The organism is Cryocola sp. 340MFSha3.1, from assembly GCF_000383315.1.
Taxonomy (GTDB): domain Bacteria; phylum Actinomycetota; class Actinomycetes; order Actinomycetales; family Microbacteriaceae; genus Leifsonia.
Genome location: NZ_KB911088.1, coordinates 300,655 through 324,498, shown reverse-complemented (window position 1 = coordinate 324,498; position 23,844 = coordinate 300,655). Strand labels below are relative to the sequence as shown.

Here is a 23,844-nt window from a genome sequence, read left to right as displayed (position 1 = left end):
GGTGGTGCTCCCGCCTGCTCATTATCCGCAGATACACGACGAAAGAGACCGCAACAATGAAGACCAGACTCATCGCAATCGCCTCCGGCGCGCTCCTGACCGCAACCGCATTGACCGGGTGCGCCGCCGGCTCATCCGAGAACGACTCCGGGATTGGTGACATGGCCGGAATGGACCACGGATCCTCGAGTTCCGCAACGACCACCTCCGAGCACAACCAGGCCGACGTCACCTTCGCGATGGACATGGTGGCCCACCACCGGCAGGCCATCGAGATGTCCGACACCCTCCTGACCAAGCAGGGCGTGGACGCGCGTGTGACCGAACTCGCTCAGAAGATCAAGGCTGCTCAGCAGCCGGAGATCGACACCATGAACGGCTGGCTCTCCACCTGGGGGCAGGAGACCGGAATGGGAGGGATGGACATGGGCGGCGATGGGATGATGTCGCAGCACGACATGGAAGCACTCGAGAACGCGCCGGGAGCGGAAGCGTCGAAGGTCTTCCTCAGCCAGATGATCCAGCACCATCAGGGCGCCATCACGATGGCCACGACCGAGATCGAGAAGGGGCGAGCGACCGACGCCGTCGCGCTGGCGAAGAAGATCGTCGCCGCCCAGACCGCCGAGATCGAGACGATGAAAGAGCTCCTCGCGAGCCTCTGACCCAGTCCCGCCCCGCCGGCGCGGGCGCCGTCGCGTCTCCTCGATGACGCGACGGCGCCCGTCGCGCTCGTGGAATCCCGGTCGCCTTCGTCCGGACGTGGACGGGCGGTGGGCGACCGGCGGGTTTGGCCAAAAACCGTCGACCGGGTAGTCTGGGCGGCAGCCTCACATCCCAGTAATTCACTGGGATTCGCGGGCCGCGCGAGTGTAGTTCAATGGTAGAACCTCAGCTTCCCAAGCTGATAGCGCGGGTTCGATTCCCGTCACTCGCTCCAGTTGTCACTTCTTGAGCTATCTGGGCTTTTCTCGTTCTACTTGGGCATGGGCGCGGAGGCAATGACGGAGTCCGTCGCTCGAAAGCCGGCGAGGCACGCCTCCATGGGCGCAATCAACGCCACACCCTGAGGTTCGATCACGAGCCCCAGGCTGTCGGCGTTGGACAAGAGGTCTGTGCCTTCCTCGCCGAGCGTTACGGCTGTGGTGCCGTGATTGATCACGAACAACGTGTCGCCGCGCTGCACGGTCTCCACGAACCCGCCTTCGCCGTCGATGAACGGCGTCCGCACGTGGACGCCGCTTTCCGCGATGAGCTGTGCCACGAGAGCGGCGGTGTCTCGGCGACCGAGCCTGGTCGCCAGGTACCACGCCGCACCCGCACCATGCGCTTTGCGGGTAAGAGCCGGCCATCCGCTCAGGTGACCCTCCTCGAAGACCGCGCGGACGGTGGCATCTCGCACGTGGACGGACTCGCTCCATTCGACTCCGTCAATGGCCTCCGGGCCAAAGACGCTGCCGCGAACTCGCACGGTCGGCGCGACCGTTGACTCTGGTGCCACGGGGATGGCGCCTGGGCGAGCCCAGGCGCCTCCGAGCGGCCAGAACTCCTCGATCCACACGCCGAGGGTCTGCTGGAGTCCGCCGAGGTATCCCCCGAGGCGGGCGTGGAGGTTCTCGTCGACGACGCCCGTCTGGCTGGTGACGAGAACGACCGAGCCTGCCCGGGCGGCTGCGTCGATGGCTTTCGCCTGCGCATCGGTGAGCACGAACAGACTGGGCACGATGACGATCGGATAGGCGGTCAAGTCTTCGTCGCCACGGGTCAGATCGACGGTCAGCCCGGCCTCGGTCAGCGCCGCGTGCCAGGGCGCGACGAGCGCAAGGTAGTTCGACGTGGCGGGAAGGCCGGTCTGCTCGATGGCCCACCGGCTGTCCCAGTCGAAGACCAGCGCAGCGTGCGCCTGGGTCGATGCTCCCACCAGGTCTCCGAGTTCTCCGAGCTCCGATCCGAGCCGCACCACCTCCCGCCAGATGCGCGTCTCCGTGCCGGCGTGCGGAAGCATCGCTGAGTGGAACTTCTCGGCACCGGCGGCAGACTGCCGCCACTGGAAGAAGCAGATCCCGTCGGCGCCGCGCGCGATCGCCTGATAGGAGAGGGCACGCAGTTGTCCGGGTGCCTTCGGGACGTTCACCGGTCGCATGTTCACGGCAGCCGTCGACTGCTCCATCAGCAGCCACGGTTTGCCGCGCCCGAGTGAGCGCATGAGGTCGCGTGCCAGCGCGGCTCCGCGCGCGGCGTCCGGGTCGGCGGGGTCGGGGTAGAGGTCGTCGGAGATCACGTCGACGTGGGGCGCCCAGGTCCAGTAGTCGACGTTCCGGAAGGTGCCCATGAAGTTGGTGGTGACCGGGATGTCGGGAGTCACATCCCGCAGCACCGCTTTCTCTTCGAGGAAGCAGGCCAGCAGTTCGTCGGAGCTGAAGCGATCGAAGTCGAGCGACTGCGTCGGGTTCGGAAAGGCGGGCGTCGCGCGTGGAGGCAGAATCTGCTCGAAGGACCCGTACGACTGAGACCAGAAGGCGGTCCCCCACGCCGCGTTGAGTGAGCCGATAGTCTCGTACTTGGCCTTGAGCCATCGTCGGAATGAGGCCGCCGATTCGTCGCAGTAGCACCGTGAGACATGGCAGCCGTACTCGTTGTTGACGTGCCACATCACGACGGCGGGATGGGATCCGTAGCGCTCGGCGAGCGCCCGCGCGAGGCGGCGCGCGGCTGAACGGTAGGCCGGCGAGCTGGGGCAGTACGCCTGGCGCGATCCGGGCGAGAGGCGGACGCCGTCCACCGTCACCGGGAGCGATTCCGGATAGCTCTCTGAGAACCAGGGCGGCGGCGCGGCGGTGGCCGTGGCCAGGTCTACCCTGACGCCGTTGGCGTGGAGCAGGTCGAGTGCGCGGTCAAGCCACCCGAATTCGTATCGGCCCTCCTCCGGCTCCAGCAGCGACCAGGCGAATACACCGACCGTCACGAGGTTCACGCCTGCGCTGCGCATCAGCTCGACGTCCTCCTCCCACACCTCCTCCGGCCACTGCTCGGGGTTGTAGTCGCCGCCGAACCAGGGAGTGTCGGCAAAGGCAGGACGAAGCGTCACGGAGTTCCTTCCGGAGGGGTGGACGGCTACTACTTGATGGCGCCGGCGCTGATGCCGTCGACGATCTGGCGCTGAGCGAACAGGTAGAACACGACGACGGGGACGATCGAGATCAGCGTCGCCGCGAGCAGGATCTGCGGCTGCGGCGTCTCCGCCGACACGAAGCTGGTGAGTCCCCGCTGGACGGGCATCAGCGAGGTGTCGTTAAAGATCACGAGGGCCATCAGGTACTCGTTCCACACGGCGAAGGCCTGGATGACCGCCACCGCTGCGAGACCGGGCTTGGCGAGCGGCAGCATGATCCGGAAGAAGATTCCGAGTGCGGATGCACCGTCGAGCGCCGCCGCCTCCTCCAGGTCCTTCGGCTGCGACGCGAAGAAGCTGCGCATGATGAGGGTCGAGATGGGGATGCCCGTCGTGATGAGGATGAAGATGTAACCCGGGCGCGTGTTGGCCAGATCGAGCGCGAGCAGCACCTTGTACTGCGCCAGGAACATCGCCGGCGCGGGGATGATCATCACAGCGAGGATCAGCGCCATGAAGATCCCCTTGCCGCGGAACTCGAGCCGCGCAAGCGCATATCCGGCCAGGCTCGAGACCAGGAGGATGCCCGCGACCGCGCACAGCGTGTAGATGATGCTGTTGGTCAGGTACACCCCGAGGTTGCCCTTGACCCACGCGGTGGCGAAGTTCTGCCACTGCGGTACGGCCGGCAGGAGCGCGTCACCCTTCAACAGCTCGGGCAACGTCTGCATCGATCCGGAGATCATCCAGAGAATGGGGAACAGGGCGCTCAGGGCGGCTGCGACCAGCAGGGCGTAGAGCGCCACGCGGCCCGGGCGGACCGGCTTACGCGAAGCACGCACTGTTGCTGCCGCCGTCTTGTCGCGGCGCGCCACATACTCGGGCGCGTTCGTCGTCGTCGTCATCGTCGTCTCCGTCTCTGGTCAGCCGTTCGCGCGACGCCGGGAGAAGCCCAGCTGAAGCAGCGACAGGAGGATCAGGGCGCCGCCGAAGATCACCGACATCGCAGCGGCTGCGCCGTAGTTGTTGTAGGTGAAGGCCTGGGTGAAGATCTGGAGCGTGGGCACCATCGTCGTGTAGCCCGGGCCGCCGTTGGTGAGCACCTGCACGGTGCCGAAGATCTGCAAGGCAGCCAGCAGGGTGAGCAAGCTGACCACCGTCGTCACCGGGGCGAGCTGGGGCCAGGTGATGTAACGGAACTTGGCCCAGCCGCGCGCGCCGTCCAGCTCCGCCGCTTCGTACAGATACTTGGGGATGTCCTGCAGGCCGGCGAGGAAGAGGATGAACCCGAATCCCCAGTGCAGCCAGAGGAACACGGCGATGACCGCGAGCATCGCGACGTTCGGGTCGTTCAGCCAATCGTGCTTCAGGAACCCGAGGCCGACCCATCCGAGGATCTTGTTGATGACGCCCGACCGCGGGTCCAGCATCGCCGAGAACACCATGCCGACCACGACCACCGACAGCACACTGGGAAGGTAGTAGACGGTGCGGAAGAATGTGCGGCCTTTGCGAATCGCGTTCACCGCGAGCGCCATGATCATCGAAACCCCGTTGCCGACGACGAAGCCGACGATGCCGAAGATGAGGACGTTCTTCATCGATGCCCAGAACGCGACGTTCTTGAACGCCGCCTGGTAGTTGAGCCAGCCGACCCACGGAGTGTCCGGGCTGACGCCGTCCCAGGACTGGAAGCTCAGGACGATCGACTCGACGAACGGCACCAGGGTGAAGACGGCGATCAGAGCGATTGCCGGCAGAAGGAACAGGTAGCCCGTGAACGCCTTGCGGCTGCCGATCCGGCGCCGCCTGCGCGGCGCCCCGAGGGAGCGCCGCGCAGGGAGGGCGGTGGTCGAGGTGGTCACTGGCTGGCGTCCTGCGCGCTCTGCACGTCGGCGAGCAGATCCTTGACCGTCATCTGACCGAGCACGAGGCTCTGCACGTCGCGGTTGATGGCGTCGGTGACCTGGGCGCTGAAGGTGTTCGGGATCACCTGCTGGTTCTTCGCCGCCGCGGCGAAGCCGGTGAGCGAGTCCGGCAGCTTGGAGCCGCTTTTCAGCAGTTCCGGGCTGGTCGGGATGATGTACGCCTCCTTGGCGAACACCGCCTGCTGTGCCGGCGCGGTGAGCCACTTCACGAAGTCGAGGGAGGCCTGCACGTGCTGGCCGCGCGGGTTGATGACCGCGCCCTTTCCGGGAACTCCCGGGGAGCGAGGGGTGTACTTGGCGTCGGATGCCTTCGGCAGCGACATCGAGAAGAACGACGTGTAGTCCGGAGCGGTCTTGTGGGCGACGGAGACGCCGGGCGAGGCGTCGAAGATGGTGCCGACGCTGTGCTTGGTGAAGAAGTTCGTCTCGACCGTCGGGTTGTCCGTCTGCCCACCGGGGATCGCTCCGCCCTGGATGGCGCCGGCCTTCTTGAGGTCGGCGATCACCTGGAACGCTTTTTCCCAGCCGGAGGACGTCCACTTGTACTTCCCGGCGAACGTGTCGTTGATCTGCGCGTCCGTGAGCCAGTTCGATGCCAGGTACTGCACGAACTGCGGCGTCAGCGATGCGGCGACCGAGAACCCGCCGTTCGCATCCTTGTTGCTCGTGGCGAGCTGCTTGATGAGGTCGGAGACCGACTTCGGCGGGTTGGCGGAATCGATTCCCGAGTTCTTGGAGTCCGAGATCAACCCGTACGCCTGGTTCTCCCAGTGGACGGTGTAGATGCCCGGCTTGACGCCGAGGTTGTTGCCCTTCGCGAAAGTGGCGAGCTTGAGGACCTCAGGGGTGAAGTCCTTGCTCCAATCGCCCTTCAGCTCCTTGGTCAGGTCCAATGCCCAGCCCGCCTTGTAGAACGGCGCCATTGAGACCGGGTTGAACGAGGAGTAGATGTCGGGCATCTTCTTCGACTGCGCGTCGGCCTGCAGCTTGGGCAGGTAGTCCACCGGTCCCGGCGTGTCGATGGTGACCGTGACGCCGGTCTGCTCGCCGTACTTCTTCGCCAGCTCATTCAGCACCGCCTCCTGGCCGCGCGACTGATTGAGGAACGCCAGCTGGACGTCCTTCTCGGCCGTCGCGGAGGCTGACGACGTGGCTGCGGGAGTCCCGCCGCTGCAGCCGGTCAGTACCAGCGCGATGGCCGCTGTCGCCGCCGCTGCGATAGCGATGCGTCGATCTTTGTATCGATTCAACTTGCGTGAAAGCATTCGTCCTCACCTTTGAGTCGTGGATGGGATGTGCAGGACGCCAACTCTGAGTCTCTTATAGAGTTCGCAATCGCGATGCTAACCAGCACCGGCCCTCGCTGTCAATTCTTAGTGGCTCATAGTTTTAAGATTTTCTGAGCTAGGGTTTCCGCATGACGAATACGGTGGGCGTCCGCGGTCCTCGCGGCGCATACGCCAAGACGAAACAGCGCCGTCGAGCGATCGCGGAGGCGGCTCTGGAGATCGTGCTCGAGAAGGGCCATCGCTCCCTCATCACGGCGGACGTGGCTCAGCGGGCCGGCTTGAGCGAGCCCGGGGTCCTATACCACTACCCCACCAAGGACGACCTACTGCTCGCCGCCTTGCGCCTCTCCGACGAGTTCGAGTGGTCGACGATGCCGCTCGGCGAATCGGTCCGCCGGGCGCCGGCGCGCGCGGCGGAGAGCCTCGCCCGCATCAACGTCGTGCGGCTGCACACGGCGATGTTCGGCGAGTCCAGCGATCCAGCACATCCCGCGCACGAGTACTTCAAGGAGCGGTGGCGCGCCGGCGACGAGCGCATGGTGGAGAGCATCCGGCGGCTCCAGGCCGCGGGCACCGTCGACAGCGCGCTGGACCCCTACCGCGCCTCGCGCTGGATCCACACGGCATGGGAAGGCCTGCAGCTCCAGTGGCTCGCCGAGCAGAACTTCGACATCGAGGCGGAGCTGGGATCGCTCATCGAGCGGATCCTCGGTGTCACCATGGAGGAGATCGACCGCGCCTCGAAGCCCTAGAGAGTCTCCCCCGCGTCAGCTAGCAGTGTGCTGCCGGTCATGATCAGCGAGAGATCGCTCGCGGCGAAGAGCACGACACGGGCGATGTCGTCCGGCGTGCCCAGGCGTCCGATGCGGCTGTGGGACATGACGTCGAGAGCCGGCATCTCAACACCGGCCGCGGCAGCCTGTTCAGCTCCTGCTTTCGCCGCCGCGATGTTGCCCTCCGTCGGGACGAAGCTCGGTGCGACGCCGAGCACGCGCACACCCAGCGGCGCCAGGTCGACCGCGAGCGACTTGGTCAGGCCGCGCGCCGCATGTTTCGAGGCGACGTAGGCGGCCATGCCGGGGAACGCGACCTGGAAGCCGGCCGTCGAGATGATGTTGACGATGACGCCGCCGGAGCCGTCCGCCGTCATGCGACGCGCGGCCTCGCGTGAGCCGAGGAACACCCCGCGGGCATTGACCTCGAAGACGCGGTCCCACATGTCGTCCGGCATCTGCAGCACCGGCGCGTTGGGGAACAGCCCGGCGTTGTTCACCCAGATGTCCAGACCGCCCAGCTCGGCGAGCGCCAGGTCCGCCGCCGCGACCACGGACGCCGTGTCGGAGACATCGGCGCGGGTGCCGATCGCCGTCACGCCGTACCTCTCCGCCAGCTCGGCGGCCGCCGCGCGGGCCGGCTCCTCGTTGATGTCCACCACGACGATGTCGGCGCCGGCCTCGGCGAGGCGCTCGGCGATGGCTTTGCCGAGGCCTTGAGCCCCTCCCGTGACCACCGCGCGCCGGCCGGCGAGCGAGATGAGTTCGGCGAGGGATGCGCCGGACACATCGGCGAAGGGAAAGGACATGGGTGACCTCCTGGTGAGATGAACGGGTGAATTGGGGCGCAAGCGCTACTCGAGCAGGTCCTCGATCCTCCGGACGTGGTCGCCGTAGCGGGCGAAGCCGAAGCTCTGCGGGGCGCCGCCGTCTGCGGTTCCGAACAGCAACCGGGTCCCGTCGCCGATGCCCGACCACGAGGCGCGCAGGTGCATCTCCCCGCCCACGTCACCGGTGAGAGTCAGATCCGCTTCGTAAACCGCACCGCTCGCCATCGACCCGTGAGACCGCTCCACGCCGTCGTAGAGGTTGCGCCCATCATCGCTGTAGGCGACGTAGCGAGCTTCGACCGACCAGGTGCCGCGGCCGTCGGAGCTGCGCTCAAACTCGAGGTGCCCTGAGTGGGCGCCCGCGATCCGTCCGGAGGGGATGAAGGCGGCCGTCCGGGCGAGCAGCGCGTCGGCTTGCGGGCCGCCGATCGCATACGGCGTGGTCGCGGGCGTCGCCGTGATCGGCACCTGTTGCCCGGGCACATGGTCCAGCAACTCGGCGGTGCGGATCCGAAGGGTTCGGTCGAAGCCGTCGCCGCTGCCGCGCTTCATCTCCATCCAGGAGACGTGGCGCCCGTCCGAATGCCAGGACATGGGAGAGACGTACACCCACGAGCCGTCAACGCACGCCAGCGAGGCGCCCGTGTAGTCCGGTTCGTTGCGGGAGCGCTCGACGTCGATGAGCACTGGACCGATGTTCCCTGGACGGAAGCGTCGGACGCCGTCGACGGCGTACTGGTAGAGCACCCAGGCCAACGGCATGGTGACCAGTGTGGCGTGCGGGCGAGGCAGCAGCCCGAGGAACGCCGGGTCGGTGCGCGCGGAGGCCCGCGCTGTCATGACGATACCGAGCCGCTCGTCCGGTGACAGGATGGTCGTCTCGTCGTACCCGGGGGCGCGGGTGATCGGTTCGATGGAGTCGGTCAAGAGATCCTGGATGACCGAGTCGGTCAGCGGCGCACCCCCGTCGCCGACCGACGAGATCGCCGTCCCTCCCCGCACGAACTGCTTGACCTCGCCGCCCAGCATGCGGTGCGCGCGGAAGTATCCGTCGCGTTCCGGGTCCGGTTCCAGCGCGTCCGAGCTGCTGATGATGACCGGATCGATGATGGTGTAGCGGTCGGCGTCGCGCCGCAGTCCCCCCAGCGCCACGACCGCGGTCATGTCGGTGCGGAGGATCGTCCAGGCGATCCGTTCTCCGTCCGGTGAGACGATGATCTCCGACCAGTGGTGCGATGTCAGAGGGTCGTCGGTCAGCCCCCAGGGGTACTCGACCGGAACCAGGTCCACGGAGCGCGGATCATCGAACCCGGGTGTCGCTTCGAGCACGTGATCGCCTAGGAGCACGCGCCGCCCGTCGGCGAAAGGCATGTGGCGGATGCCGTTGGCCGTGGGCCGCTGAGGGATCGGACCGGCGAACACCTCGTCGAAGTCGGATCCGTCGTCATCGACGACCGCGGCACGCCACCAGTCCGCGGGATCGCCGTCCACCCGGAAGAGGAGGAACAGGCGTCCCGACGGCAGGTACGTGGCGCTCGGCACGCGGACCTGACCGGGCAGCGGGACGGTCGTGATGCGGATGCGGCCGAGCGCAGGGTCCGCGACCTCCTGCAGGTCGAGCTGTTCTGCGCCGGAGGCCCAGCCGTCGATGCGCGCCGCGACCTGGGCGGGTGCGACATCGATGGAGAACACGGCGCCGTCCTCATCATCGCCGAGCGGCTCGAGCGTCTCCAGCTGCGAATCGAGGAGGGCGGGCGGCATGAAGTGATCGGCCCGCGCCTCCATCCGCTCGCGGATCACCTCGCGCTCGCCGGACAGGTGCGCGAACAACACGCGGCCGCCCGCCTCGTAGGTGATGGCGTCCCGGTACCGCCGCCGCAGCGCCGAACATGCGACGACCACTCCCGAGGCGTGCTGTCCGATCGTCCGCGCGACCGTGCTGAGCCATGGCGCGCGGTCCTCATCGGTGAGCGGGATGCCGCCGGCCATCTTCGCGCGGTTGGCCTCGGGATGGAGGTCGTCCGCGTCCACGAACGGCAGGCCCAGCCGGTGTGCCAGCTCCCGTCCGACGGTGGACTTGCCCGAGCCGGAGACGCCCATCACGATGATCGCAGTCATGTCAGCGGACGCTCTTGACCTTGGTGAAGATGATCAGGCCGCCGACGAGGGCGAACACGGCGCCGATCAGGTAGAGCGCGGTGTAGTTCTTGTCGGCCCCGACGGCGCCGATGGTGATGATCAGGGGTGCGATGAGCGGCGCGATGGCGCTCGGGATCTTCTGGGCGAAGGCGACGACGGCCAGGTAGCGGCCGGCCTCCGCGCGGTTCGGCAGCACGGCGAAGACGATCGCCTGGTCGACAACGCTGAACGCGGCGATCGCCAGCTGCATGAGGACGGACCCGACGATCAGCTGCACCAGCGAGTGCGCGAAGGCTTCGGTGATCGCACCGCCGACGAACAGCAGCGCGCCGATAAGCGTGAAGAGCTTGCGGCGTCCGAGCTTGTCCGACAGGAACCCGCCGAGCAGCGCTCCGCCCATCGCGGCGACGACGCCGATGATTCCGATGGCCGCGACGATTCCCGCGACCTGGACCACCGGGATGTGCAGCCGCTGCGCGTAGAAGAAGGTGCCGAAGGTGGTGTTGAAGTACAGCCCCATGAAGAAGATGAAGCGTCCCAGCCAGTTCCAGCCGAAGTCGGGGTGCTTGCGCGGGTTGAAGACGTAGCTGTTGAGCAGCGTCTTCACGCTCACGGTGTCATCACGGACGATCTCGCGCGAGCTGCCTTCGCGCTTGATCAGGACGAAGGCCAGGATCATTACGAGTCCGACGAGGGCCGGGACGAGGAAGACGAGCAGGGTGGACTTCACGAAGGCGTAGGCGATGCCGATTCCGATCACCGGGGCGATCTGCGTCGAGACGCCGGTGAGGGCGGAGGCTCGTCCGCGCTGCTGCTCGGGGACCCGGTCGGCCAGCATCGTCTGAATACCCTGGCCCGCGGTGGCCCAGCCCAGCAGGCCGACAACCCAGCCCACACCGATCAGCAGCAGGTTCGGCGCCAGGGCGATGAAGGCGACCGCCACGACTCCGAGCAGCGCGCCGCCGACGATGAAGGGGGTGCGCCGTCCGAACGGCGAGCGCAGCCGGTCGCTCCACACGCCGAGCAGCGGGCTCAAGATCAGGTAGATGAGCTGCGCTGTCCCGGTCACGTAGCCGAGGACCTCCTCGTGCCCGGGTTCGAGCTGCGAGATTCGGACGGCCAGGGAGTAGGACAGCGGCACCATGAGCGCGAGGCTCGCCCCGAAGTTGGCGACCGTGATCCAGAACAGGTAGCTCGCGCTGACTTTCTGGAGCGGCGGTGCGACGAGGTCGGGGCCATTGAGCTCCTGGTTCTGCGGACCGGCGGCGGGGCCGGCGGTCGGCGGGAGCACGGTGGCCGCCTCCACCCGCACGGCTCGGGAGGATTTGGTGTCGAGGTTGCTGTACTTGCGCATCGGGTTGACTCCTTCGTCAAGGGTGGTGCTCAGGGGCGGGGGTCGTTCACCAGTCGTGGACGGTGCCGTCGGCGAGCCGGTTGTAGGGCAGGTAGGCGCGGATGTAGGGGTACTTCCCGGCCTCGTCGGTATCGAGTTCGACGCCGAGACCGGGCTGGTCGCCGGGGTGCAGGAACCCGCCGGACCAGGTGAAGGACTGCTGGAAGACGCTGTCGGTCTTCTCGCCGTGCTTCATGTACTCCTGGATGCCGAAGTTGTGGATCGCGAGTCCCAGGTGCATCGCGGCGGCCATGCCGACCGGGGAGATGTCGGTCGGGCCGTGCATGCCCGACTTGATCTGGTGCTGCGAGGCGTAGTCGAGCACCTTCTTGAGGTGCGTGATGCCGCCGGTGTGGGTGACCGCCGAGCGGACGTAGTCGATGAGCTGCTCGCGGATGATCTGCTGGTAGTCCCAGACGCTGTTGAAGATCTCCCCGATCGCCAGCGGCGTCGTCGTGTGCTGGCGGACCAGCCGCAGCGCCTCCTGGTTCTCGGCCGGAGTGCAGTCCTCCAGCCAGAACAGGTCGTAGGGCTCCAGCGACTTCCCCAGCTGAGCGGCCTGGATGGGCGTCATCCGGTGGTGCCCGTCGTGCAGCAGCGGCAGCTCCGACCCGAACTCGGCCCGGACCGCCTCGAAGACCGTCGGGATGTGCCGTAGGTACGAGCGGGTGTCCCAGTCCTCCTCGTTCGGCAGACCGCCGCGCTGGGCGGGCTCGTGGTCGTACCGGACGCCGGTGTTGGCCTCGTAGGTGGCGTTGGAAGCGATCCCGTAGATCGACTTGAGACCCGGAACCGCCGACTGGATGCGGATCGCCTTGTACCCCTGCTCCAGGTGCTCGTTCACGCTGTCGAACAACTCGGGCAGGTCACGCCCGGAGGCGTGCCCGTAGGCGAGCAGGCCGTTCCGTGACGCGCCGCCGAGCAACTGGTACACGGGCATCCCGGCGGCCTTGCCCTTGATGTCCCACAACGCCATGTCTACCGACGCGATCGCCGCCATCGTCACCGGGCCGCGCCGCCAGTACGCGCTGCGGTACAGGAACTGCCAGGTGTCCTCGATCCGCGACGGATCCCGCCCGATCAAAAGCGGGACGACATGCTCGGCCAGATAGGCCACCACCGCCTGCTCGCGCCCGTTGAGCGTCGCATCCCCGAGACCGGTCAGACCGTCGTCCGTCGTCAGCTTGAGCGTGACGAAATTGCGGTCCGGGCTGGTGACGATCACCTCGGCCTTGTCGATGATCATGCGCGGTCCTCCTTCTCGTGCGCGCCGGGCTTGCGTCCATCGAGACCGCGCCAGCGGTCACGCAGCGAGAACGCCGCACCCTTCGGCTTGCGGTCGCGGGTGAAGACGCCCTTCTTGTTGCCGTCGACGCGGTGGATGCCGGGCCCGGTCATGAAGTCGGCGAAGTTCCAGATGTGTTCGCCGACGAACTCCGGGATGCGGTCGAAGACCCGATGGTACGTCGCCAGCAGATCGGTCTGGTACTCCTCGGTCCACGGCATGTCCCACACCGAGTGCAGCCCTGGCTGGGTGTCGGCGCCGTACTCCGACATCATGATCGGCTTGCCGAACCGCTGCACCCAGCCGCGGAGCTCCTGCTCGAGCACGCCCTCCGCAGTGCCGAGATCGCCGGTGAAGACGTACCAGCCGTAGTAGCGGTTGATCGAGAGCACATCGAAGAGGTCCGCGATCTTGTCGTTCGTCGGGTTGGCGAACATGACTGCAGCGTAGGTCAGCGGCCGGGTCGGGTCGAGCTCGCGAGCGAGGTCCACGAGCGGCTCGAAGTACTCGCGCGCGCCGTCCTCGTTGGAGGCCGGCTCGTTCGCGATGCTCCACATCACGACGCTGGGGTGGTTTTTGTCGCGTGCGATGAGTTCGCGCAAGTGCTGGGCGTGCACGTTCTTCGTCTCGCCGCCGAAATTCTCCTCGGCGAAGGTCGGTGTCGGCGGAATGCCGGTGAGGCCCCCCTGCACGCCCAGGTTGAGGCCGACGGCGGCCGTCTCGTCCACGACCACGATGCCGTGCCGGTCGGCGAAGTCGAGCACCTCCTCCGCGTACGGGTAGTGACTGGTGCGGAAGGAGTTCGCGCCCGTCCACTCCAGCAGCTGGAAGTCGTGCACGAGGTACGCGTCGTCGTGGCCCTTGCCTCGCACCGGGGTGTCCTCGTGCTTGCCGAAGCCGGTGAAGTAGAACGGCTCACCGTTGATAAGGAACTGCGTGCCGCGTACCTCGACGGTCCGGACGCCGAACGGGAGAGTGTAGCTGTCGACCACGGCGTCCCCAGCGATCATTTCCACCAGGAGGTCGTAGAGGTAGGCGGCACCCGGTTGCCAGAGGATGACGTCGTCGAGACGCAGGCTGCCTTCCGCGCCCCCACTGGTCGCCACGACGGCGCCGCTCTCATCCAGGACCCGGATTCGGATCCCGTCGGCGTCCTCGCCTCCGGTGACGACCGCGTAGTCGACGAGGCCGGCCGGGCCGTCGATTCGCGTGACGACGGTGATGTCGTCGATGTAGGACGCGGGCGTGCTGTAGAGCTTCACCGAGCGGGCGATGCCTGCGTAGTTGTAGAAGTCGTGGAAGTAGGCCTGCCGTTCGCGTCCATCCGGGCCGGTGGTGACGGTTCCGGGCGGGATGGTGATGTTCGTGAGGCGGTTGTCCACCGCCACGGTGAGGCGGAACTGCCGCCCGGGCGCGGCGACATCCGTCAGGTCGGCCTCGAACGGCGTGTATCCGCCCACATGCTCGGCGATCAGAGTGTCGTCGACATAGACCTTCGCTGCGTGCGTGACCGAGCCGAACCGCAGCACCACGCGCTCGCCCGACCAGCCACGGGGCACTCGCACGTCGCGTTGGTACCAGACGACGCCGACGTGATCGCGGATGCGGGAGTCGGTGAAGAGGTCGTTGTAGCTCGCGGGAACCGGAGCCTCGAGCGCGGTGTCGAGCCGGGATTCCCAGGGCCGTTCGCCGGCGTCCGAGTCGAGGGCGAAGCGCCAGAGCCCATCGAGGGCGACGACATCGCGGGCGGGGGTGGTGCGGGTGCTGAGCATGGTTCTCCTACGCGGCACTGCGGGGACAGTGCACCTAGTACAACAGCTTTTTGGAGATTTGGCAAGCGATTGCCATAATGGGGCGACAGGACACGTTCTTACGCTTATAGGAGGCGATGACGCCGATGACCGAGAATGCCCCGTCCGGACTCCGGATCGACGCGGGAGGCGACCAGTTCGCGGTGTCGGGCGAGCGCCCGCGGCTGTCCTGGCTCCCCCTGAACGGCGCGGAGGGCTACGAGCTCGCCGCCGACATCGACGGCATCGAGCAACCGATCGCCACCGCGACCACCCACCGACTCACCGCGTGGCCGTGGCGCGATCTCGCCAGCGGCGAACAGGTGCGCTGGCGAGTTCGCACCCCCGGCACAGCATGGAGCGACGAGCACGTGTTCGAATCGGGGCTCTTCGATCAGGACTGGACAGCCCAATGGATCTCTCCGGCCGATCCCGGCCACGGAACATACGGCAAGCGCCCCGGTCACCTGTTCCGGCGCGAGGTCGCGATCGCGGACGAAGTCGTTGCCGCCCGCCTCTACTCCACTGCGCTCGGCGTCTATGAGGCCTTCGTCAACGGGCAGCGAGTCGGCTCCGCCGAGCTCTCGCCCGGCACGACCTCCTACGACAAGACCCTGTACGCGCAGGCGGCGGACGTCACCGACGCGCTCCGCGCGGGCGACAACCTCCTCGAACTGATCGTCACCGATGGCTGGTACCTCGGTCAGATCGGCGCCTTCCACGCGCCCGCCGCCTGGCGAGGCGAAGACGTGGCCGTCCGCGCCGAACTCCACCTCGAGCTCGCCGACGGATCGACCGAGGTCGTCCGCACCGACGGCGACTGGACGAGTTGGTCCTCCACGATCGTCCGCGCCGGCCTGATGGACGGGCAGGCGACCGATCTCACCGTCGAGCCGCAGCTGCTCGGGCCCGTCCGGGTCGGCGTCGTGTCGGCTGCGCCGGTGTCGTGGTCGCCCGCCCCTCCCGTCCGACGCGTGGGAGAACGCGCGCCGCAGAAACTGACCCGCCTGGGGTCGGGCGCCTGGATCGCGGACTTCGGTCAGAACGCGTCCGGCTGGACCCGCCTGACCAACCTCGGCCCCCGGGGCGTCCGCACGGTCATCGAGCACGGCGAGCACCTGGATCCCGCCGGCGACCTCGATATGTCGCACCTCGACTCCGAGCGCGAGGGTGACGGCCTGGTGGTCCTCGACCAGCGCGACGAGGTCGTCTCTGCCGGCGAGACCGGCGCGGTCTTCGAGCCGCGACACACGGTGCACGGCTATCAGTACGCGCGGATCACTCGCGAGAACGCGCCGCTGACCGCCGACGACGTCCGGATGATCGTGGTCAACACCGATCTCACTCCGACCGGCTCCTTCCGCTGCAGCGACGACGACCTCAACCGTCTGCACGAGGTCGCCGCGTGGAGCTTCCTCGGCAACGCGGTCGACATCCCCACCGACTGCCCCCAGCGCGAGCGACTCGGCTGGACCGGCGACTACCAGGTCTTCGCCTCGACGGCGGTGCGGCTGTTCGACGTGCACGGCTTCACGCGCAAGTGGCTGCAGTCCGTCCGTGACGACCAGCTCGACGACGGACGCATCGCCAACTTCTCCCCCGACGGTCGCCAGGTGAAGCATCACCCGGACCTGCAGATCGCGCAGATGACCGGGTCTGCCGGCTGGGGCGACGCGGCCGTCCACGTGCCCTGGGTACTCTACGAGGCCTATGGCGACCGAGATGAGCTGGCCGCGAATTGGGACACGATGACCCGGTGGGTGGAGTGGGCCCTCGAGACCGCGCGCACTCGGCGTCACCCGTCGCGGGTCCAGCGGTCGGCGGAGCCGCTTCCGCACGAGGAGTTCCTCTGGGACGGGTCGTTCCACTGGGGGGAGTGGTGCGAGCCCAAGCTCCGCACCCCTGAAGGCGAGCTGATCGACCCGGTCGCCGACAACCCGATGGCGTGGTTCGTGGAGGACAAGGGCGAGATCGGCACCGCCTTCCTGTACCGCTCGGTGTCCGAGTTGGCGGGAATCGCCCAGGTGCTCGGTCGGACCGCCGACGCGGACCGCTACGACGAGCTCGCCCGCCGCGTGCTCGACGCCTGGCGCACCGAGTTCCTGCGGCCCGACGGGCGGACGGTGAAAGACACGCAGGCGGCGTACGTTCGCGCCCTCACCTTCGGCCTGATCCCCGACGAACTGCGTGCGGCCTCAGCTAGTCGCCTGGTGGACCTGGTTCGCGCCGCCGGCACGCACCTCGGTACGGGGTTCCTCTCGACTGCCGACCTGCTCCCGATCCTGGCCGCGACGGGCCACGCCGACCTGGCGTACGAGCTCCTCTTCCAGCGCACGTCCCCCTCCTGGCTAGGGATGCTGGACCGCGGGGCGACGACGATCTGGGAGGACTGGGACGGAGTCGATGAGAACGGGGCCGCGCACGAGTCGCTCAACCACTACTCCAAGGGCGCCGTGGTGCGGTTCCTGCACACGCATCTGCTGGGACTCGACCAGGCTCCCGGCTCGGTCGCCTGGGAGTCGTTCGTGCTGCGCCCGGTGCCGGGAGGTGGTGTGACCTGGGCCGACGGCTCCTACACGACCCCTCAGGGCACGATCGAGGCGTCCTGGTCTATCAAGGACGGCCACATCGTCGTGACCGGACGTGTCCCAGCTGCGACGACGGGGACGGTCGTGCTGCCCGATGGCACGACCGTCCCCGTCGGAACCGGAGGGTTCCGCGTCAGCGGCTCGCTGTGAGCGCCTGAGCGTTCTCGCGGGCGACGCTGCCGAGCCAGCCCAGGCTCGGCTTCGGCGTGCGCACGAAGGTCTCCCGGTCGACCTCGATCAGCCCGAAGGTGGGCTCCCAGTGGCCCCACTCGTAGTTGTCGAGCAGGCTCCAGTGCAGGTAGCCGCGCACATCGATACCGTCGGCCATTGCGAGCCCGAGGTGGCGCAGGGCCTCCCCGGTGTACGCGATCCGGCGGGTGTCGTCGTGGGTGGCGATGCCGTTCTCGGTCACGACGATCGGCACGCCCCCGGTGACCTCGGCCGTGTGCCGCACCGCGATGCCGAGCGCGTCGGGCCGGTACGCGGTGCCGACGAGCGTGTTGTCGGGGTGCGCGGGGTACGGCTCGATGCCGTCGGCGTTCACCCACTGGGCCGAGTACGACTGGACGCCGACGAAGTCGTCTCCGCGCGACCCCTCCAGATAGAGGTCCTCCCAGATGTACTCGAGTTCGCGGCGCTTCTCCTCGCCGCCGGGCCGGGTCTCGAAGGCGCGGTTCGCGACCGTCCAGCCGACCTTCGCGCCGGTGCGCTCGCGGACGATGTCGCGTACAGCGTGGTGCGCCTCCACGAAGATGCGGCCGATCTCCGGACTAGGCGCCGGCAGGGCGGGTCGCGGCCCGTCGGTGTCGACGGTGGGACTCTGCCAGCCCTCGCCATTCTCCTGCGCTTGCTGCATGAAGACCGCCATGCCGGTCATCATCGCCAGCATGTTCGGTTCGTTCATCGTCGCGACCCACTCGACCCCGTCGAGGATGCCGGTCGCGGCCTCGACGTAGGAGCGGAACCGGTCGATCGCGCCCGGTGCGGTCCATCCGCCCTGCTCCGCGAACCAGCGCGGGTTGGTGAAGTGGTGCAGCGTGACGAACGGGGTGATGCCGAGTTCGTACGCGGTGTCGATCATCCGGCGGTAGTGCGCGAGCTCAGCGCGGGAGATCAGGCCGGGCTCCGGCTCGATGCGCGCCCACTCGATCCCGAACCGGTACGTGTTGAGGCCGGCGTCGGCGAGGAGCTGCATGTCCTCGCGGTAGCGGTGGTAGCTGTCGCACGCATCGCCGCTGCGTTCCATGCCGGGGACGCGTCCCTCGTTGGCCCAGAAGTCGCTGTTGAGGTTGTTGCCCTCGATCTGGTGCGGGGCGGTGGAGGCGCCCCAGAGGAAGCCGGGTGGGAAGTCGGTCATCGGGCTCTGCTTTCTATCGTGTCGGGCCGACCGGGAGGGTCGACAGGAGATGGCGCACGGTCGCGACGAAGTGCTCGTCCCGGCCGAGTGCGGGTGAGAGATCACGGGTGACGGTCGCGACGTCCGAGTCGGGCGACTCCTGCCGGATCCACGCGGCGATCGCCGTCGCGCACCCGGTCGCCGCGCGTCCCGCGGCGCGCTCGGCCTCCGCGACCGGGACGATGCGCAGGCGGAGTTTGGTCTCCGACCCTTCCGCGATCTGGGCGAGACGATGGACGATCCGCGGATTGGCGAAGCGCTCGGCGAGCGCGGAGCGGTAATCTCGGGTCTCCACGTCCGCCAGGTTGGCGGCGGCCTCGTCCCACAGCCGCTCGACCTCGGCCCGGCAGTCGGGGTCGGCGAACGCCTCTGCTACGGTCGCGTGCCCACGCAGCCGTCCGGTCGAGGCCAGGAGCGTGTGCGCGCCGTTCAGCATCCACAGCTTCCGTGCCTCCCAGGGAGCGATCTCGTCGACGAAGCGGGCGCCCGATGTCTCCCACCTTGGTCGGCCGGACGGGAACTCGCCCGCCAGCACCCAATCGGAGAAGGGCTCGGCGACGACAGGCACCTGATCGGACCAACCGGTCGAGGCGGCGACCAGCGCCCGGTCATGTGGATCAAGTCGCGGCGTGATGCGGTCGACCGAGGTCGAGACGAAGGATGCACCCTGCGGAAGCCACGCGGCCAGCGTCGGATTGACGCGCTCCGCAAGCCGGGTCAGCGTGCGGCGCACGAGGTCGCCGTTCGCCGGCAGGTTGTCGCAGGGGACGATCGCCACGGGCGGCGCCTCCGCCTGACGGCGGGCATGGAGGCCGAGGAGTAGGCGCGCCGGAGCGGTCCGCGGGGACGTCGAGGGGATCGTCCCCCCGTCGACGACGAGGTCGCGGAGCAGAAGGATGTCAGAGGCGACGACCGGATCGTCGAGGTCGAGCTCCCCCGCGGCGGTCAGCCGATAGCCGGCCTCCGTGATGGTGAGCGTCACGACGGCGACAGCCGGCGCGGAGACCGTGCGAACGAAGCGGGTCACGTCATCGCCGGACCACGCCTCGACAATGCTCCCGATCGCCTCATACCGGTCGCCCTGCGCGTCCCGCTCGACCAAGGTGTAGACGCCCTCCTGCGTGCGGAGCGCTGCGGCGGCATCCGGGGTGCGCCCGGTGAAGGCGGCGATCCCCCACTCGGCGGAGTCCTCCGCGCGAGCGGTGTACCAGGCCTGATGGGAGCGGTGGAAGGCACCCAGACCCAGGTGGACGATGCGCACCGGAGGCACCGGTTCGGGCTGAGCGAGCGCCCGTCGGGTCAGCGCTGGTGCGGTGGCGGTGTCGATCGTGGTCACAGCTTGAACACCCGCTTCGGCTGGGCGCCCACGAGCTCGTCCGCGATCTGCTCCGCCATCGCGAGCGTGATCCGCCCCTCCGCGACATAGCGGGCAAGGAAGCCCGCGTCTGCGCGCCGAGCGGTGTCGTGGCGCGCCGGAATCGACAGGAACGCGCGGGTGTCGTCGATGAAGCCCGACCCACGGAAGAACCCGGCTGTCTCCGTGACGGCCGACCGGAACCGGCCGATCGCGTCCGGCGCATCCAGGAACCACCACGGCGCGCCGATGTACACGCTGCGGTAGAAGCCGGCGAGCGGCGCGATCTCGCGCGAGTACACCGTCTCGTCGACGGCGAACAGCACGAGGTGGAAGCCGTCGGCGTTTCCGAAGCGCTCCAGCAACGGCCGCAGACCGTGGACGAAGTCCGTCGTGACCGGGATGTCGTGCCCGGTATCGGGTCCGAACCGCTCGAAGGTCGCGGTGCTGTGATTGCGCAGCACACCGGCGTGGACGGTCATGACCAAGCCGTCGTCGACGCTCATCCGGGCCATCTGGAACAGCATGTGACCGCGCAGCACGCGCCGCTCCTCCGCGGTCGCGCGCCCGTCGAGCGCCCCCGCGAACAATTGTTCTGCGTTGGCGGGCGGAAGGTCGAAGGTGACCGGTTCCTGGACGCCGTGGTCGGCCGAGACTGCACCGTGTGCGATGAAGTAGCGCCGCCGCTCCTCCAATGCCGTGAGGTAACCGGCGAAGGTGGTCGGCTGTCCGGTTGCGGCGAGCAACCGTTCGACGCTGTCGCGGTAACCCCGCGCGTCCGGGTCGAGATAGCGATCCGGGCGGAAGGTGGGGACGACGCGGCCGTTCAGTCCGACGTCCCGCAGCCGGTCGTGTGCCGCGAGATCGTCGAGCGGGTCGTCCGTGGTCGCCAGCACCTCGATTCCGAAACGCTCGAACAGGGCGCGCGGGCGATACTCCGGTTCGGCCAGTCGTGCGGCGATCTCGTCGTAGATGAGGTCGGCTGTCGAGGCGCTCAGCTCCTCCTCGATGCCGAGCACGGTGGTCAGCTCCTCCTCCAGCCAATACCCGGAGGCGGTTCCCGCGAAAAGATGCCAATTCGCGGCGAGGAGGCGCCACACCGCACGCGGGTCGGCCGCGCGCCCCAGCCCGAGCTCGTCGAGATCGACGCCGCTGGCGTGGAGCAGACGCGTCACGTAATGGTCGTGCGTCACCAGCAGGTCGGCCGGATCTCCGAACGGACGATCGTCGGCCAGCCAGTCGATGGGCACATGGCCGTGAGGGGAGACGATGGGCGCCTCCGCCACGCGTTCGTAAAGATCGCGGGCGATCTCGCGGGTGCGTGGATCCGAGGGGAGGAGGCGATCGGGGTCGCGTCGTCGCGGCTGGAGCATGGGTCCAGTCTCGCCGTCCAAATCGGCGTTTGTCAACCGATTGCCAAACTTGGTCGGCCCGGTATCCTGCCGAGGTCGGAGGGCCGACGATAGACTGTGCCAACCGTTTGCCGGGCGCGAGCGGGTGGAAGGAGCCGCATGAGCGAGTCAGAGGTCAGCAGCCCGCCGCGCGCGCATACGCGGAGGCCACCGGCCACGATCTACGACGTCGCGAAGGCGAGCGGCGTCAGCCCCTCAACTGTGTCTCGAGCCCTCAACAAGCCGGGTCGCCTCAAGGAGGCCACCGAGCGCCGCATCCGAGACGTCGCGGACGAGTTGGGTTACCGGATCAACCCGATGGCCCGCGCACTCCCCACCGGCAAGACCGGTACCCTCGCCCTCCTCGTTTCCGACATCACGAATCCGGTGTACTTCGACGTCGTCCGCGGCGCGGAGCGTGTGGCGACGGCCGCGGGGCAGACGCTGGTCTTCGCCGAGTCCCAGGAGTCGCCCGAGTTGGAGCTGGCGACGGCAAGGCGTCTCCAGACGTCGGTCGACGGCCTGTTCCTCGTGGCCTCCCGTCTCTCCGACGAGGAGATCATCGACCTGGCTTCGGTGAAGCCCCTGATCGTCGCCAACCGGCAGGTCGAGGGCGTCTCGGCCGTCATCCCCGACCCGCGTCCGGGCATCGCCGGGGCGCTCGACCAGCTCCGCGAGTTCGGCCACCGGCGTATCGCCTACCTCGCCGGCCCCGACGCCTCATGGATGAACGACGTGCGCTGGCGGACGCTCTTCCACTTCGCGGTCGATGCAGGGATGTCGATCGTGGAGATCCCGTCGACCGCCCCGACGCGCGCGGGCGGCGCCGACGCCCTTCCACGTGTGCTCGCGGCCGATGTGACCGCCGTCTTCGCCTACAACGATTTGATAGCCCTGGGCCTGCTCCGGGCCGCGCGTGACCGGGCACTCGACATCCCTCGCGAGCTCAGCATCGTCGGCTTCGACGACATCTTCGGCGCCGATCTGCCAACTCCCGCCCTCAGCACGATTAAGAGCCCGCTTCGCGAGGTCGGCGAAGCGGCCATCCACCGCCTCCAGGTCGAGATCGCCGGCATCGAGGAGAAGCACGAACCGCGCCTGCCGACCACCTACATCAGCCGGGAGTCGGTCGCGGATCTGGGGCGGGACAGGACGCGATAGTCAGCGCACCCGGCGCGGTCAGTGCCTTCGCGATCTCGGCGGGCGGCGGGGCGTCCGCGATCAGGCCCGTCACCTCGCCGAGCGCAGCCACCCGGTGGCGGGCGACCCGGCCGAACTTGGATGCGTCAGCTAGCACGTACGCGGCACGTGAGTTCTTCAGGATGCTGCGGAACGTCGCCCGCGCCCGGGACGACGCTCGAACTCGGCTCATCCAACTCGCGTGTCGCCCGCGCCATCGCCGCACTGCTGAAGCGCGTGCACAAGGACGCCACCCGCTACGGCTACCGGAGGACGGGACCACGCGGAGCGGTCCGCGCGGTGTTCTTCAGCGCGTTGGGCGCCACCCTCCTCGCCATCGTCGGCGCGGTGCTGTGTCTCGCGGGCGTCTTCGGAGGCGCACTGCCCGTCGGAATCATCATCGGCGCCATCCTGCTCCTCATCGTCACCGCCATCCTGCTGTCGCACTCGCCCCTGAGCACCACCGGCAGCACCCTCCGCGAGTACGTGGAGGGCCTCAAGATGTACGTGCACCTCGCCGAGGCCGACCGCATCCGCTACCTGCAGTCACCGCAGGGGGCTGAGCGCGTGCCCGTCGCCGTGAACGACCCGCGGGAGATGCTGAGCCTCACCGAGCGCCTCCTCCCCTGGGCCGTGCTGTTCGGCGAGGAGAAGAAGTGGCTCGCGGAGCTCGGACGGTTCTATGAGGAGACCGGACAGAGTCCGACCTGGTACGCCGGTCAGACCGCATTCAACGCGGCCGTGCTCTCCCAGATGGTCAGCGGGATCTCCTCCAGCACGACCATCGCGAGCAGCTCGTCGTCCGGCGGCACCGGCGGCGGTGGGTTCTCCGGCGGCGGTGGGGGCGGCGGAGGCGGAGGGGGCGTGTAGGCGCCGCCCTCACCTCACCTCACCTCGACGGCCACTGTGTATCCCGCGCACGAGCCAGAGCGGCTCTTGCCGCACTCGTCGTACGGGCTTCCCGTGACGGCGACGGTCGCCGGCCCCAACGGGAAGTCGGCGGGGATGGGGAGTGCCGCCGAGAAGCGCCCGTCCCGATCCACATCCGCCCTGATCGGCGGCGAACTCACCCCGACGGCCCGCAGCCGAATGATGTACTGATGGCCGGGCTCATAGTTCAGATCGCACTCGGGCGGATCGGCGGAGACGGTCACGACGTCACCCGGCGCGACGATCGCAGGATCCACGTTCATGCGGGCGGGAAGGCACGACGCGTAGCGGGGAAACCTCGAGCCGGAGCACCCCGCGGTCGCCAGCGCGCCGGCAGCAATCAGCATCACGGCAACGGCGCGTGCCCCCCGACTTCGCATGGTCCGGAGCATACCGGCCGCGACCGCTCAACCACCCCTCGTATGCGGGTCTGCCGTGCCGCGGCCACTGCCGCAAGACTGAGGCGA

The 23,844-nt window shown here is 68.2% G+C and carries 18 protein-coding genes and 1 tRNA gene; 6 read left to right on the top strand and 13 right to left on the bottom strand.

From position 1 onward, the window contains the following. The first annotated feature begins 56 nt into the window (after positions 1-56). Both H284_RS0112535 and H284_RS0112530 read left to right on the top strand, forming a co-directional pair. Positions 57-665: a DUF305 domain-containing protein gene (locus tag H284_RS0112535; RefSeq protein ID WP_020076519.1), complete on the top strand. Its 609-nt coding sequence runs from the start codon at positions 57-59 to the stop codon at positions 663-665. 201 nt (positions 666-866) lie between these two features. Continuing rightward, positions 867-940: transfer RNA gene (locus tag H284_RS0112530), tRNA-Gly, on the top strand. Between the two features lie 36 nt (positions 941-976). Here the strand turns inward: H284_RS0112530 and H284_RS20230 are convergent. Genes H284_RS20230 through H284_RS0112510 form a run of 4 tightly spaced genes read right to left on the bottom strand, consistent with a single transcriptional unit; the run spans position 977 to position 6,290 of the window. Continuing rightward, entirely contained in the window at positions 977-3,088 is a 2,112-nt protein-coding gene (locus H284_RS20230) for a beta-galactosidase (RefSeq protein ID WP_020076518.1), read from the bottom strand. Between the two features lie 29 nt (positions 3,089-3,117). Then, positions 3,118-4,017, bottom strand: coding sequence for a carbohydrate ABC transporter permease (locus H284_RS0112520; RefSeq protein WP_020076517.1), 900 nt, complete (start codon positions 4,015-4,017; stop codon positions 3,118-3,120). Between the two features lie 18 nt (positions 4,018-4,035). Further along, positions 4,036-4,977, bottom strand: a complete 942-nt coding sequence (locus H284_RS0112515; RefSeq protein ID WP_020076516.1) for a carbohydrate ABC transporter permease — start codon at positions 4,975-4,977, stop codon at positions 4,036-4,038. Beyond that, a complete protein-coding gene (locus H284_RS0112510) occupies positions 4,974-6,290 on the bottom strand; it encodes an ABC transporter substrate-binding protein (protein WP_231371210.1) in 1,317 nt (438 codons plus the stop codon). The genes H284_RS0112515 and H284_RS0112510 overlap by 4 nt, the downstream gene beginning before the upstream one ends. A 167-nt stretch (positions 6,291-6,457) precedes the next feature. On the opposite strand from H284_RS0112510, the gene H284_RS20225 reads away from it, so the two are divergent. Next, entirely contained in the window at positions 6,458-7,081 is a 624-nt protein-coding gene (locus H284_RS20225) for a TetR/AcrR family transcriptional regulator (protein ID WP_081630409.1), read from the top strand. Here the strand turns inward: H284_RS20225 and H284_RS0112500 are convergent. Genes H284_RS0112500 through uidA form a run of 5 tightly spaced genes read right to left on the bottom strand, consistent with a single transcriptional unit; the run spans position 7,078 to position 14,521 of the window. Then, the gene (locus H284_RS0112500) at positions 7,078-7,911 is read right to left on the bottom strand and encodes an SDR family NAD(P)-dependent oxidoreductase (protein ID WP_020076513.1); all 834 of its coding nucleotides are present in this window, start codon (positions 7,909-7,911) and stop codon (positions 7,078-7,080) included. The two genes, H284_RS20225 and H284_RS0112500, sit on opposite strands and share 4 nt — an antisense overlap. A 45-nt stretch (positions 7,912-7,956) precedes the next feature. Then, entirely contained in the window at positions 7,957-10,050 is a 2,094-nt protein-coding gene (locus H284_RS20765) for a gluconokinase (protein WP_020076512.1), read from the bottom strand. Between the two features lies 1 nt (position 10,051). Next, a complete protein-coding gene (locus H284_RS0112485; RefSeq protein ID WP_020076511.1) occupies positions 10,052-11,425 on the bottom strand; it encodes an MFS transporter in 1,374 nt (457 codons plus the stop codon). Between the two features lie 46 nt (positions 11,426-11,471). Then, a complete protein-coding gene (gene manD / locus H284_RS0112480; RefSeq protein WP_020076510.1) occupies positions 11,472-12,710 on the bottom strand; it encodes a D-mannonate dehydratase ManD in 1,239 nt (412 codons plus the stop codon). Then, entirely contained in the window at positions 12,707-14,521 is a 1,815-nt protein-coding gene (gene uidA, locus H284_RS0112475) for a beta-glucuronidase (RefSeq protein WP_020076509.1), read from the bottom strand. Before uidA ends, manD begins: the two co-directional genes overlap by 4 nt. A 125-nt stretch (positions 14,522-14,646) precedes the next feature. Here uidA and H284_RS0112470 point away from each other — a divergent pair, with 125 nt between their 5' ends. Further along, positions 14,647-17,277 carry an alpha-L-rhamnosidase gene (locus H284_RS0112470; protein WP_039731475.1) on the top strand — a complete coding sequence of 877 codons (2,631 nt, stop codon included), beginning with the start codon at positions 14,647-14,649 and terminating at the stop codon, positions 17,275-17,277. Here H284_RS0112470 and H284_RS0112465 read toward each other — a convergent pair. The 3 genes from H284_RS0112465 to uxaC are packed head-to-tail and all read right to left on the bottom strand — an operon-like array spanning position 17,261 to position 21,250. Continuing rightward, positions 17,261-18,484, bottom strand: coding sequence for a glycoside hydrolase family 1 protein (locus tag H284_RS0112465; RefSeq protein ID WP_020076507.1), 1,224 nt, complete (start codon positions 18,482-18,484; stop codon positions 17,261-17,263). The genes H284_RS0112470 and H284_RS0112465 overlap by 17 nt on opposite strands. 13 nt (positions 18,485-18,497) lie before the next feature. Then, positions 18,498-19,859: a mannitol dehydrogenase family protein gene (locus H284_RS20215; protein ID WP_020665332.1), complete on the bottom strand. Its 1,362-nt coding sequence runs from the start codon at positions 19,857-19,859 to the stop codon at positions 18,498-18,500. Continuing rightward, a complete protein-coding gene (gene uxaC / locus H284_RS0112455; protein ID WP_020076503.1) occupies positions 19,856-21,250 on the bottom strand; it encodes a glucuronate isomerase in 1,395 nt (464 codons plus the stop codon). Before uxaC ends, H284_RS20215 begins: the two co-directional genes overlap by 4 nt. Before the next feature lie 138 nt (positions 21,251-21,388). Here uxaC and H284_RS0112450 point away from each other — a divergent pair, with 138 nt between their 5' ends. Together H284_RS0112450 and H284_RS20905 are read left to right on the top strand one after the other, a co-directional pair. After that, positions 21,389-22,429 carry a LacI family DNA-binding transcriptional regulator gene (locus H284_RS0112450; RefSeq protein WP_020076502.1) on the top strand — a complete coding sequence of 347 codons (1,041 nt, stop codon included), beginning with the start codon at positions 21,389-21,391 and terminating at the stop codon, positions 22,427-22,429. Positions 22,430-22,576: 147 nt separating this feature from the next. After that, positions 22,577-23,317 (top strand): DUF2207 family protein, encoded by a 741-nt coding sequence (locus tag H284_RS20905; RefSeq protein WP_020076501.1) that lies wholly within the window; start codon positions 22,577-22,579, stop codon positions 23,315-23,317. A gap of 14 nt (positions 23,318-23,331) precedes the next feature. Here the strand turns inward: H284_RS20905 and H284_RS0112440 are convergent, their stop codons facing one another. Continuing rightward, positions 23,332-23,757: a hypothetical protein gene (locus H284_RS0112440; RefSeq protein ID WP_231371209.1), complete on the bottom strand. Its 426-nt coding sequence runs from the start codon at positions 23,755-23,757 to the stop codon at positions 23,332-23,334. Between the last annotated feature and the right edge of the window lie 87 nt (positions 23,758-23,844).

Coding starts and splice junctions, on each gene's coding strand:
- H284_RS0112470 (WP_039731475.1), top strand. CDS start 14,647: ATGACCGAGAATGCCCCGTCCGGACTCCGGATCGACGCGGGAGGCGAC.
- uidA (WP_020076509.1), bottom strand. CDS start 14,521: ATGCTCAGCACCCGCACCACCCCCGCCCGCGATGTCGTCGCCCTCGAT.
- H284_RS0112500 (WP_020076513.1), bottom strand. CDS start 7,911: ATGTCCTTTCCCTTCGCCGATGTGTCCGGCGCATCCCTCGCCGAACTC.
- H284_RS20225 (WP_081630409.1), top strand. CDS start 6,458: ATGACGAATACGGTGGGCGTCCGCGGTCCTCGCGGCGCATACGCCAAG.
- H284_RS20765 (WP_020076512.1), bottom strand. CDS start 10,050: ATGACTGCGATCATCGTGATGGGCGTCTCCGGCTCGGGCAAGTCCACC.
- H284_RS0112465 (WP_020076507.1), bottom strand. CDS start 18,484: ATGACCGACTTCCCACCCGGCTTCCTCTGGGGCGCCTCCACCGCCCCG.
- H284_RS0112485 (WP_020076511.1), bottom strand. CDS start 11,425: ATGCGCAAGTACAGCAACCTCGACACCAAATCCTCCCGAGCCGTGCGG.
- H284_RS0112440 (WP_231371209.1), bottom strand. CDS start 23,757: ATGCGAAGTCGGGGGGCACGCGCCGTTGCCGTGATGCTGATTGCTGCC.
- H284_RS0112520 (WP_020076517.1), bottom strand. CDS start 4,017: ATGACGACGACGACGAACGCGCCCGAGTATGTGGCGCGCCGCGACAAG.
- manD (WP_020076510.1), bottom strand. CDS start 12,710: ATGATCATCGACAAGGCCGAGGTGATCGTCACCAGCCCGGACCGCAAT.
- uxaC (WP_020076503.1), bottom strand. CDS start 21,250: ATGCTCCAGCCGCGACGACGCGACCCCGATCGCCTCCTCCCCTCGGAT.
- H284_RS0112450 (WP_020076502.1), top strand. CDS start 21,389: ATGAGCGAGTCAGAGGTCAGCAGCCCGCCGCGCGCGCATACGCGGAGG.
- H284_RS0112535 (WP_020076519.1), top strand. CDS start 57: ATGAAGACCAGACTCATCGCAATCGCCTCCGGCGCGCTCCTGACCGCA.